Source organism: Pelolinea submarina, from assembly GCF_003966975.1.
In the GTDB taxonomy this organism is placed as follows: Bacteria; Chloroflexota; Anaerolineae; order Anaerolineales; family Anaerolineaceae; genus Pelolinea; species Pelolinea submarina.
Window position 1 is genome coordinate 1,096,279 of record NZ_AP018437.1, and the last position, 12,122, is coordinate 1,108,400.

A 12,122-nucleotide genomic window follows, 5' to 3' on the forward strand; every position below is an offset into this window, starting at 1 on the left:
AAATGTTGTGTCGGTTTTCTATACAAATTAATTATATACCTAGGGTTTATAAACCGTTTCCGAGTAGCGCAGGCCGCGGGGTATCCTAAAAAATAAACTTGATAGAAACACAGCGGTAAAATAACCGGATGATGTCACACAAACAAACTACTCTTTGGAAAGTATTGGCCCTGGTTTTATTCAGTATCGCGATGGGACTGTTGGAGGCTGTTGTTGTGGTGTACTTACGCCGGCTTTATTACCCGGAAGGATTTACCTTCCCGCTGGCAACCATGTCAACGGAAATATACCTTACCGAACTGCTGCGCGAAGTCGCAACCATTGTGATGCTGGTCAGCATCAGCGCCGCAGTGGGGCGAAGCTATTATGAACGGCTGGCTTATTTCCTGATGAACTTTGCGGTTTGGGATATCTTCTACTACGTGTTCCTGAAAGTATTGCTGGATTGGCCGGCTACGCTGCTGGATTGGGATATCCTGTTCCTCATTCCCATTACCTGGATTGGGCCGGTACTGGCACCCGTGTTGTGCTCGCTGGTGATGCTGGGAATGACAGGGCTAATCTTACGGTTCGAAGATGCCGGAAAGCTGCTGCCATTCAGCCGGATGGAATGGAGCGGCATACTGGGCGGATCCGTGATTATCTTCGTGACTTTCATTCGAGATTACGCTCTTTTGATTTCCGCCAGCGGCTTGCTTTCGACGCCGAAATCACAACAGGCATTGGCCGTTTTTCAGCAATTTTCCGCAGCCTACATCCCGCAAACATATGCCTGGGGCTGGTTTTCGCTGGGTTTGGGAGTGATTATGTTCAGCGTCCTGCATTGGTCGCGGCGAGTTGGAAAAGCTTAATACGCTGTATCTGGTTCCCCATGACAAAAACAGATGGCCGGCAGAAAATGCCGGCTGTTTGTTTAACTTACGGATGCTCCTCATATAAAATAGAGTTAGCGGAAATAAGAACCGGTGAGTATTAATTCCCGGAAATTATTTGACACCAACCGCAGATAATCATATAATAATAATGCACAAGCATTCATAAAAGCACAAATGTTCATTTATGTGCTGAGGAGAAAAAATGCCACGCAACAAGTCTGTCGATTACCGTCTACTTCTCAAGGTTAGTAAATATTACTACGAGAAACAGTTGACCCAGCAGGAAATCAGCGAACGCCTGAACCTGTCCCGCCCGAAAGTTTCGCGACTGCTGAAACAGGCAGAGGAGATCGGCATTGTCAAGATCAGCATTATTCCCCAGCCCGGTATTCACACCGATCTGGAAGACGCCCTGGAGCGCACCTACGGATTAAAAGAAGCCGTGGTGGTGGAAGTGAGCGATCCCAATTCCCAATACGCAGTTTCGCGGGAAGTGGGCGCAGCCGCGGCAGATTATTTCTCTCAATCGGTCAGCAGCCCCAGCGTCATTGGTATTTCCTGGGGAACCACACTGCAGGCCATGGTGGACGCCTTGCGATCCCAGGATTTCCGGGAATCGCAGGTGGTCCAATTAATTGGCGGATTGGGTAAACCGGAATCAGAGGCGCATGCCACTTATATTTTGCGGCGCCTGGTGGAAAAGACCGGCGCACAGCTCTCCATTCTGAATGTGCCCGGTATTGTGGATAATACTGCGGTAAAGATAGCTTTGATGAGCGACTCACACCTGAAAGAAGTCTTCAACTATTTTGAAAATATCGATGTGGCATTTGTGGGCGTGGGTACTCCTACTCCCGATTCCGTGGTCATGCGCGACGGTACTATTCTGACCCAAGACCAGCTCGAATACCTTTTGAGCCAGGGGGCGGTGGGTGATATCTGCCTGCGCTTTTTCGATGAGCGGGGCAACATCATCCACTCGGAAATCGATGAGCGTGTGCTGGGCATTACCCTGGAACAGATTCAGAAGATCGACCGGGTGGTGGGCGTTACCGGCGGGCCTTTCAAGGACAAGGCTATCCGCGCAGCGCTGCTGGGCAAGCTGGTCAACGTGTTGATCACCGATCACCTCAGCGCGAAAAAATTATTAAAGGAAGCGTAATTTAATGGATCAAGCTGAAATTATCAACGAAGCCAAACAAGTAATTCAGAAAGAAGCCGATGGCGTCCTGACCTTGTTGGACCAGATCGACGAACATTTTGTAGAGGCTGCGCAAGCGCTGCTGGAATGCAAAGGCCACGTATTGGTCAGCGGTTCCGGCACCTCGCACGCAGTCGCGCGCCGCATGGCGCACCTGTTGAGCTGCTGCGGCACGCCGGCCCTGCCATTGGACGCGGGCGACAGCCAGCACGGGCTTTCCGGCGCAATCATGGCCAACGATATCCTGATTGCCCTGTCCAAAGGCGGCCGCACGGCCGAGGTTATTTCGCTGGCGAAGGTTGCCAAAGAACGCGGCGCGAGTGTGATTGCCATTACCGAAAAACCGGACTCGGAATTGGGCCAGTTGAGCGACATCGTGCTCAAGATTGCCGCCCCGGCCGACGTTGACCCGTACGGCATGGTCGCCACGGGCAGCTCGCTGTTCAACTGCGCTTTCGGCGACGCGCTGTGCGTGGTGCTGCTGAAGCTGCGCGGATACAGCGTGGAACAGTTCGGCAAGACCCACCCCGGCGGCGCGGTCGGCAAGAAACTGGAAGACTTGAACATACTCTAGCAATCCCTATTGAAAAGGAAGAATCCATGAAATCAGCATACCTGATCGATGAAAAGAAGTTTGAACTGCGCCAGGATCCGGAACCGAAAGCCGGCCCCAGGGATATCGTCCTGAACATCCATGCCTGCGGTGTGTGCGGTTCGGACCTGCGCCGTTGGCGCGAAGGCCCCGGCGGAACGCCGGTTGTGCCCGGCCACGAAATTACCGGTATCGTCAGCCAGGTCGGCGCGGAAGTAACGACCTATAAATTGGGCGAGCGCATTGCCGTGGCTCCCGACATTCACTGCGGCGAATGCTACTATTGCCAGCACGCACAATATAACCTGTGCGATACGCTGCATTTCCTGGGCATCACCCCCGGCTACCCGGGCGGTTTTGCCGAAAAGATTCTGTTGACCGATGAAGTACTGCGCCTGGGCGTGGTGCACAAGATCCCCGAAGGGCTTTCCATGGACGATGCGGCTGTTTCCGAGCCGTGCAGCTCCGTGCTGGCCTGCCACGACCGTATTCATACCAGCATCGACGACCTGGTGGTGGTGATGGGCGCCGGCCCGATCGGCTGCATCCACACCGCCGTAGCGCATGCCCGCGGCGCGCGCGTGGTCATCTCCGAACCCAGCGACATCCGCCGCAGCCTGGCGGAAAGTTTCGGCCCGGAATTGATAGTCAATCCCTTTGAAGAAGACCTGGGCGAAGCGGTGCGCAAACTGACCGACGGCCGCGGCGCGGATATTGTCATTTGCGCCAACCCGGTTCCGGCTACGCAAACGCAAGCGGTCGAGATCGTGCGCAAGCGCGGCAAGATCATGCTGTTCGGCGGACTGCCCAAAGACAACCACATGGTTCCCTTTGACGGCAACCGCATTCACTACAACGAAATCGAAGTGATGGGAACATTCTCCTACCATCCCACTTATCACGCTATGGCTCTGGAAGCATTACAGCGCGGCATTATCCCGGCAGACAAATTGATCACAGCCAAGATGTCTTTGGATGAGGTCCAAAAAGGTTTTGAGACTGCCGCAGGCGGAGAAGCACTGAAAGTCATTATCAACCCCTAGGAGCAATGTTTCATGATTGGTTTAAACGAGGAATTAAAGTTACGAGAAGCACAAGGTAATCCGGTTGTAGTCGGTTTGATTGGCGCCGGTCAGATGGGCACGGATATCGTGGCCGAGACCAGCATGATGAAAGGCTTGGACGTACGCATCATCGCAGACGTCAACCTGGAACGGGCAAAAGAAGCTTTCAAGATCGCCCTCATGGAAGGCGAGGTTGTGGTGGCTGAAACCGCCGAAGCGGCCGACAAGGCTTTAGCTTCCGGCAAGCTGGTGGCGGTCAATGATTACCGCATATTAGCGGACGTCAAGAACATCGACGTGGTCATCGAAGCCACAGGCGTGCCGGAAATCGGCACGCGCGCCGCGCTGCGCAGTGTCCGCAACGGCCATGACCTGGCTATGATGAACGTGGAAACCGACATTACGGTCGGCCCGCTGCTGCGCTTCTACACGGAGAAAAAAGGACAGGTCTACGCGTTAGCCGCTGGTGATGAACCGGCCGCCTGCAAGGAACTGTATGATTTCGCCGACGCCATCGGTTTCACCGTCGTGGCTGCCGGCAAGGGCAAGAATAACCCACTGGACCGCCACGGCACGCCGGAAGACCCGGCCATTCAAAAAGAAGCCGCGCGCCGCGGACTGAGCCCCAATATGCTGATCGAATTCATCGACGGCTCCAAGACCATGATCGAAATGGCGGCTGTTTCCAACGCCACCGGCCTGGTGCCGGACGTGCGCGGTATGCACGGCCCCCAGACCGACCGCGATCATCTGCACCAGACTTTTGCATTGAAAGAGGACGGCGGTATCCTGAACAAGATGGGCGTGGTCGACTTCGGCGTCGGCCGCGTGGCCCCCGGTGTGTTCCTGATCGTGCGCACCGACCACCCGCGCCTGCGCGAGGCTATGATCCTGCGCGATATGGGGAACGGCCCATATTACACGCTCTTCCGCCCCTTCCACCTGTGCAGCATCGAAGTGCCTTTAACCTGCGCCATGATCGCGCTGCGCAAGAAATCCAACATGGTTCCTCTAGACCATCTGGTTTCGGAAGTGTTCGCGGTAGCCAAGAAGGACCTCAAACCCGGCGACGAGCTGGATGCCATCGGCGGCGTGTGCTATTACAGCTTGATCGACACCTACGAAACTTCGCGCAAGGAAAACCTGCTGCCCATTGGCCTGGCCAAAGACGCGGTGGTCAAGCGCGATATCAAGATGGACGAGCCCATCACCATGGACGATGTGGACGTGAAGCATGCCAACGTTTATAAACTGTGGGATTTGCAGAATCAATGGATGTCCGGCGCGATCGACGATGAAGAAGCCTTCCGTCTGGTCGACGCGCTTGAATGCTAAGGAAAGTTAAGCTATGGCACTGATTGGGTTAGACATTGGCACAACCGGCAGCAAGGCGCACGTCTTCAGCGACGACCTGAAGCTGCTGGCCAGCGCCAGCCGCGAGTACGCGGTGGACATTCCGCACCCCATGTGGGCGGAACAGGACGCCGAAAAAGTATGGACGCTGGCGCAAGAGTGCCTGCGCGAAGCGATTGCCAAAGCCGGTATTGATCAGGCCGCAGCCATCAGCTTCTCCGTGCAGGGCGAAGCGGTCGCGCCGGTGGATGCGCAGGGCCGCGCGCTGCGGCCTATGATCCTGGGTATGGACACGCGCACCGGTAAAGAGAACGAGTGGCTGAAAGAGAAATTCGGCGCGCGCGAACTCTTCAACATGACCGGCATGCCCGCCAATGTCAATAACACCCTGCCCAAATTACTCTGGCTGAAAAACAACGAACCCGCGCTTTGGAAAGAAGCGCACCAATTTTTGCTGTACGAGGATTTCATCATCAGAAAGATGACTGGCAAAGCGGCCATCAGCAAGTGCCTGGCCTCGCGCACGCAAGTTTACGACCTTGAAAAGGACGCCTGGTCAACCCCCATTCTGGACGCGATTGGTTTGGAGCCGGGGCGTCTGGCGGAAGTTCGGCCCTCGGGCTATAACGCCGGACAAATGAATGCCGATCTTTGCAGCGAACTGGGCCTGAAGAACCAGCCCATCGTGGCCGTCGGCGGCCACGACCAGGCCTGCGGCGCGCTGGGATCGGGGCTGACCAAACCCGGGCTGGCCATGGTCTCCACCGGCACCGCTGAAGTGGTGGAGGTGGCCCTGGCGACTCCGCACCTGAACGACGACCTGTATGCGGGCAACATGTCCGTGTACCTGCACACTTTCCCCGGACTTTACGTGGTCATGACGCTCAACCAGAGCGGCGGCTTTGTGCTGCGCTGGTTCCGCGATACCTTCTGCCAGTTTGAGATGAAAGCCGCTCAACAGGGCGGCGGGGACGCCTACGACTTGGCGCTGCAGGGCGCCGGCGCCGGCCCGTCTCCCGTCATGCTGCTGCCGCACTTCTCCGGTTCCGGCACGCCCACCTTCGACATCGCCTCCAAAGGCGCGCTGGTGGGCCTGACCTTCGGCACGACCAAGGCGGATGTGGCCAAAGCCATCCTGGACGGGCTGACATTGGAACTGCGCCTGAATTTGGAGATCCTGCAGAAAGGCGGCATCGTCATCGACGAGCTGCGCGCCATCGGCGGCGGAGCCAAATCGGAGCTGTGGCTGCAATTGAAAGCCGACGTGACCGGCATCCCGGTGGCGGCGCCGGAAGTGACTGAAGCAGCCGGCATGGGCGCGGCCATTCTGGCCGGCGTGGCGGCGGGTGTCTTCAGCGACCCGACCACGGCCATCAACGACCACATGAAGATCAAGAAAGTGTACCAACCCAACCCTGAAACCAAAGCGCTCTACGATGAACGCTATGAACTGTACCAAGAGTTATATCCTGCAGTTAAGGAAATCAACCACAAACTTTAAAAGAGGTGAATGTATGAAGAAAAAAATGACCATAGCTGTTATGTACGGAAACCGCGATTTCTTCCCGGATGAATTGGTTCTGGAAGCGCGCAAGGATATTGAAGAATTGTTTGCGGAATTCGACCTGAACATGGTTGCGCTGCCGGCGACTGCTTCTAAAAACGGCTCGGTGGAAACCTGGGCGCATTCCAAAGCGTGTGCGGAACTTTTCAAGAGCCACCGCGAAGAAATTGAAGGTGTACTAATCTGCATGCCCAACTTCAGCGATGAAAAAGGCGTGGTTGATACCCTGAAATTGTCCCAGCTGAATGTGCCGGTCCTGGTGCAAGCCTATCCGGATGATCCGGTGGATCTGCCTATTGAGCGCCGCCGCGATAGCTTCTGCGGCAAGATTTCCATCTGCAATAACCTGCGTCAGTACGGTTTCAAATACACCCTGACCAGCGAACATACTTCGCATCCCAAGTCGGAAAGCTTCAAGAAAGACTTCGCCAACTTCCTGGGCGTTTGCCGGGTGGTGAATGGCCTGCGCACGCTGCGCGTGGGCGCCGTGGGCGCGCGACCGCTGGCTTTCAACACCGTGCGCTTCAGCGAAAAGTTGCTGGAACACTACGGTATCAGCGTCAAAACCATTGACCTGTCCGAATTAATCGGCCAGACCATGCGTATGAAGGATGACCGCAAGGAAGTCAAAGCCAAGCTGGATGAAATCAACGGCTACATCCCCACCAAAGGCATTCCCAACGATCCAATCGTGCGCATGGCCAAGTTCGCCGTCGCGTTGGAAGAGTGGATGGATTTCCAGGATATTACTGCCACCGCGCTGCAATGCTGGGATTCCATTCAGCAGAATCTGGGCATCAACCCCTGCACGTTGATGAGCATGATGAGCGACAAACTGCTGCCTTCCGCCTGCGAAGTGGACGTAACCGGCGCGGTTTCCATGTATGCCCTCACCATGGCGACGGAAAAACCGGCCGCTTTGATGGATTGGAACAACAACTACGGCGAAGACGCCAATAAGTGCGTGTTCTTCCACTGCGGCAACTGGCCGAAATCACTTTATCCGGATGCCACCATGCGCAACGCCGAGATCCTGGCGACCACGCTGGGTGAAGAGAACACCTACGGTGCCATCAACGGCCGCGTTCCCGCCGGCCCGATGAGCTTCGCGCGCATCTCCACCGACGACGTGGACGGCGTGATCCGAGCCTACACCGGCGACGGCATCTTCACCGACGACAAATTGGAAACCTTCGGCAGCCGCGCGGTGGTGCAGGTGCCCGAACTGCAGAAACTGATGAAGCACATCTGCCGCAACGGTTTTGAACACCACGCCGCTTTCACCAACGTGCACGCGGCCGAGATCATCAACGAAGCCTTCAGCAACTACATGGGCTGGGAGACTTATTACCATCAAGGATAAATAAAACCATGGAAAATACGCCAGTCAAGATTTTCCTGAACGACGGCAATATCACCGCCTGCAAGCAGAAAGTGGTTGAAAACGGAAGACTTTCCGTCAGCACTTTCCGCTACGCATCCGGGGTGGCCGCGCTGGAAATCAGCAACGCCAAAGGGCATTTCATCAGCCTGCCTTTCCATGGTCAACAAATCTGGGACGCCGCCTTTAATGGGCGGCGTTTGACCATGCACTCGCCGGTACGCGAACCACTGCCAACGCGCGAGTTTTTGGCCAACATGGGCGCGTTCCTGTTCCATTGCGGCATGTCGGCCATGGGTTCGCCCGGGCCGGAAGACACGCATCCGCTGCACGGCGAGCTGGTCAATGCCGCTTACCTGAGCGCCTACCTGGACGCGGGCGAGGATGAGCACGGCCGCTTCATCGGCGTGGGCGGCGAGTACAACCACGCCATGGCTTTCGGCATCCACTACAGCGCGCAGCCATATGTGCGGTTGTATGAGGATGAAACGCTCATGCACATTTCCATGCGGGTCAGGAACCTGAACAAGACTCCCATGGAATACATGTATCTGGCGCATATCAACTTCCTGCCGGTGGACCAGGGCCGCTTTGTGTATTCGGCCGACCCGGCCAAGGGCCAGGTGCGCGTACGCGAGAACCTGCCGCCCTCCATGAGCCCCTCACCGGAGCTGGTGGCATACGTCAAAGAATTGATTGACCATCCCGAAAAGCATCACGTGCTCGACCCCAAACTGCCGTACGACCCCGAGATCGTGTTCCTGATTGATTATCAGGCCGACGCGCAGGGTTGGGCGCACGCCCTGCATGTCCACCCGGACGGCAGCGCCGATTACGTCAGCCATAAACCCGCGCAGTTAGACACCGGCATCCGCTGGATTTGCCGCACGCCAAATCAGGAAGCGTTGGGCATGGAGGCCGGAACGGCCGGGCCGGAGGGCTACACCGCCGAAAAGAAAAAGGGCAAGGTAAAAGTGCTGGCGCCCGACGCGGAATTCCTGTGCGAATACAAAGCCGGTTTGGTGGATGCGGGCCAGGTGCCCGGAATCGAAAAGAAGATCAACGATATTCTGGCTTGATTGAGGAGCTTGGATTCATCGCAGCCGCGGTTTTCCGAGAGGAGAACCGCGGCATCTCCTCAGTTGAGCTGGTTATCATTTCAAGGATGATGCATGGAAGATTTGAGCGAAAGAATACGGATAGATGCCGCAGTTAAAAGGAAGAAAGTCCGCGAATACCTGCAGCAGAACAACTTGGACGGCCTGCTGATCAGTACGCGCGAACATTTTGCTTGGGTGACCGGCGGCGGTGACAGCCATGTGGTGTTCAATTCCAACGTGGGTTTTGCCACTCTGGTCATCACGCGCGACAAGGCTTATCTGGTGGCGCAATCCATGGACGCCCAGCGCCTGCTGGCTGAACAAGCAGACGGGCAGGGCTACGAATTGGTAGTCATGCGCTGGTACGACGGCGATGTGCGCCAAAAAGCGCTCGAATTGGCCGGCAAGCAGGTCGCTTCGGATATGGACTTTCCCGGTACGGTCAACGTATACAATGATCTGGTGGACTTGCACTATCCGTTGAGCGAGCTGGAAATGGAACGCACGCGTTGGCTGGCGGCGGAAACCGACCGGCTGTACACGCGCTTCGCGGAAACCGTTAAACCGGGTCAAACCGAACAGGAGATCGCGGCGCGCTTCCATGCCGCCCATTTGGCGGCCGGCATGCAGGTGGACGTGCTGATCGTGGGCAGCGACGAACGCTGCTTCCAGTACCGCCATCCCATCCCGACCGCGAAAAAGCTGGAGCGCTACCTGATGCTGCACACTGCGGCACGGCGCTGGGGGCTGCACTGCAACCTGACGCGCTTCATCCATTTCGGCGAACCCGGCGCGCAGATACGCAAGGTTTACGACGCGGCGGCGGCTGTGGAGGCGCGCGTGTTCCAAATGCTGGAGCCGGGGCTGCCCTTCGCGGATATCCTCAAGGCGCAAAAAGAATGGTACGCCGAACAGGAGTACCCGGAAGAATGGCGCAATCATTTTCAGGGCGGGCCGACCGGTTACGTGATTGTGGATGCCGGGCGCTGCTTGACCGATAAGGTCGTGCAGGTGAACCAGCCTTATGAGTGGTTTATCACTGTGACCGGCACCAAAATGGGTGAGTTGAGCCTGATGACCAATGCCGGTTTGGAGATTGCCTCGTTCGCATCCTCTACCTGGCCGGGCATGGAAATCACAACGGAAAAAGGAAGCATCATCGTTCCGGATTTACTAGTCCGATAAACCTTCTCAGGGAAATGCGCTCAGCATTTCCCATCCATTATGCATAGTTTATCTTTTGATTAAATGAATCCTCAGCGGGGAAAATGGAGGATTATTATTTATTTAAATTTCCTGGTACGGAAAATTAACTCACAAAAATACTGTTAATTACAAATGTTATTGACATATGTCAGTTATTGGTTACAATTACACCGAAGTAAATTTAATATGGAGAAATCATGAAAAAGATTAGTGAAAGATTAACGATACCCGAATTGATTATTTACGTTGCGAAATTTATGTTTGAACGTGAATTAACCGATATTGCCGGCGGCAACATCAGTGCTGTAGATGGCGACACCGTTTACATGACCCCCACTTTGGCTGGAAACCAGTGGCATTGGGATATTGGTGCCGATGATGTTGTGGTCGGTTCACTCTCAAATATTGACGAAATGAAGAAAAACCCCCGTTTTTCAAGAGAAGGTTTATCCCATCTGGCGATTTATAAAGCTTACCCCTTCGTTGGCGCGGTCATTCACGCGCATCCCAAGTACATCCTGCCCTTCACGGCGAATAACACACCCATCCCGCCGGTATTGAATTCCTCCAAGAGTTTCGGCACGCTGCAATATCATGCTGAAGCGCCGGCTTATTCCCAGGAACAAGCCGACCTGATTGTCGGTATGTTGAAGGATAATCAAGATCAGATGAAGACCAAGGCAGCCGCGGTTTTGATGCCGCGCCATGGCGTCATTCTGGGCAGCCCCGACCTGATCACGGCTTTGGATTGCCTGCAGCGCATGAACACCAATGCGTTCTCCGTAATGGCCCAAAAGTGGATTAGCTAGGAAAAACGAAAGATTTTTATTATGATTCTTACCGTTTGTCCAAACACAGCCATGGATAAGATATTCCGCATCCAGGAATGGACCCCCGGAATTCCCATGCGCACCAATGACTGGGCTGTCTGCGTGGGCGGTAAAGGGCTCAACTCTTCCGTCGTATTAAGCCAGCTCGGTGTCGAAACGGTTGGATTGGGATTCTTCGCCGGAAAAACCGGCGAAGAATTGGTTGATCTGTTGAAAGGTTATGGCATCATCCCCGAACCGGTATGGGTCGGCGGCCATAACCGCATCGCGCATGTCATCGCAGAAGAAAAAACCCAAATCCACAGCCACGTTATTGTTGGCCAGGTGGAAGTCAATGAAGCCCAGAAGCGCGAATTTGTGGAGAAATTTACCCAACGCGTTAAGGAAGCAGACTGGGTGATTTTTGCCGGTTCGTTACCGCCATCCCTGAACGATGATTTTTACATCGAGCTGATTAACATCGCCAAGGCCGCCGGTAAACCCACCATGATCGATTCGCAAAAACAATACATGCTGGAAGCCATCAAAGCCAAACCCAATGTGGTTAAATTGAACCACGAAGAATTTGAATGGACCTTCGACCGCAAAGTAAAGGACCTTGCTGACCTCATCAGACAAGCTCGTGAAGTCCGTGCGGAAAAAGACCTGGAATCCTTTGTGATCACCATGGCCAAGGACGGCATGCTGGCCTTCACCCCGGAAGGGGACTTCCTCACCAAAGCACCGCTGCAGAAGGCTGTCAACGCAGCCGGCGCCGGCGATTCCGTTTCTTCCACTCTGGCCTGGCGCTTCTCGCTGGGCGAAGGTTGGGAAGCGGCCTTGAAGTGGGCCGGAGCGGTCAGCGCTGCTACTGTGTTGACCGAACGCACCGGTGATGTGGTTATGTCGGATGTAGACCGGATTTATAAAGACGTAACTGTCACAAAAATATAAAAACATCATTTAATCTTAAAAGA

Annotated in this window: 11 protein-coding genes; all 11 read left to right on the forward strand. The window is 55.1% G+C overall.

The window, feature by feature from the left end:
• Positions 1–128: 128 nt before the first annotated feature.
• The 11 genes from Pelsub_RS04815 to Pelsub_RS04865 all read left to right on the forward strand — a co-directional run bounded on the left by Pelsub_RS04815 (position 129) and on the right by Pelsub_RS04865 (position 12,099).
• A complete protein-coding gene (locus Pelsub_RS04815) occupies positions 129–851 on the forward strand; it encodes a hypothetical protein (RefSeq protein ID WP_126440400.1) in 723 nt (240 codons plus the stop codon).
• A 226-nt stretch (positions 852–1,077) separates the two neighbouring features.
• Complete coding sequence (locus tag Pelsub_RS04820; protein WP_116224854.1) at positions 1,078–2,037, forward strand: sugar-binding transcriptional regulator; 960 nt, start codon at positions 1,078–1,080, stop codon at positions 2,035–2,037.
• Positions 2,038–2,041: 4 nt separating this feature from the next.
• Positions 2,042–2,650 carry a KpsF/GutQ family sugar-phosphate isomerase gene (locus tag Pelsub_RS04825; RefSeq protein ID WP_116224853.1) on the forward strand — a complete coding sequence of 203 codons (609 nt, stop codon included), beginning with the start codon at positions 2,042–2,044 and terminating at the stop codon, positions 2,648–2,650.
• Positions 2,651–2,676: 26 nt separating this feature from the next.
• Entirely contained in the window at positions 2,677–3,711 is a 1,035-nt protein-coding gene (locus Pelsub_RS04830; protein WP_116224852.1) for an alcohol dehydrogenase catalytic domain-containing protein, read from the forward strand.
• Positions 3,712–3,723: 12 nt separating this feature from the next.
• Entirely contained in the window at positions 3,724–5,067 is a 1,344-nt protein-coding gene (locus Pelsub_RS04835; RefSeq protein ID WP_116224851.1) for an NAD(P)H-dependent oxidoreductase, read from the forward strand.
• A gap of 13 nt (positions 5,068–5,080) precedes the next feature.
• Positions 5,081–6,586, forward strand: a complete 1,506-nt coding sequence (locus Pelsub_RS04840) for an FGGY-family carbohydrate kinase (protein WP_116224850.1) — start codon at positions 5,081–5,083, stop codon at positions 6,584–6,586.
• Between the two features lie 13 nt (positions 6,587–6,599).
• Positions 6,600–8,012 carry an L-fucose/L-arabinose isomerase family protein gene (locus tag Pelsub_RS04845; RefSeq protein WP_116224849.1) on the forward strand — a complete coding sequence of 471 codons (1,413 nt, stop codon included), beginning with the start codon at positions 6,600–6,602 and terminating at the stop codon, positions 8,010–8,012.
• A gap of 8 nt (positions 8,013–8,020) precedes the next feature.
• The gene (locus tag Pelsub_RS04850) at positions 8,021–9,109 is read left to right on the forward strand and encodes a DUF4432 family protein (RefSeq protein ID WP_116224848.1); all 1,089 of its coding nucleotides are present in this window, start codon (positions 8,021–8,023) and stop codon (positions 9,107–9,109) included.
• 93 nt (positions 9,110–9,202) lie between these two features.
• The gene (locus tag Pelsub_RS04855) at positions 9,203–10,315 is read left to right on the forward strand and encodes a M24 family metallopeptidase (protein WP_116224847.1); all 1,113 of its coding nucleotides are present in this window, start codon (positions 9,203–9,205) and stop codon (positions 10,313–10,315) included.
• Between the two features lie 218 nt (positions 10,316–10,533).
• Positions 10,534–11,145, forward strand: a complete 612-nt coding sequence (locus Pelsub_RS04860; RefSeq protein ID WP_116224846.1) for a class II aldolase/adducin family protein — start codon at positions 10,534–10,536, stop codon at positions 11,143–11,145.
• A 21-nt stretch (positions 11,146–11,166) separates the two neighbouring features.
• Positions 11,167–12,099 carry a 1-phosphofructokinase family hexose kinase gene (locus Pelsub_RS04865; protein WP_116224845.1) on the forward strand — a complete coding sequence of 311 codons (933 nt, stop codon included), beginning with the start codon at positions 11,167–11,169 and terminating at the stop codon, positions 12,097–12,099.
• Positions 12,100–12,122 lie beyond the last annotated feature (23 nt).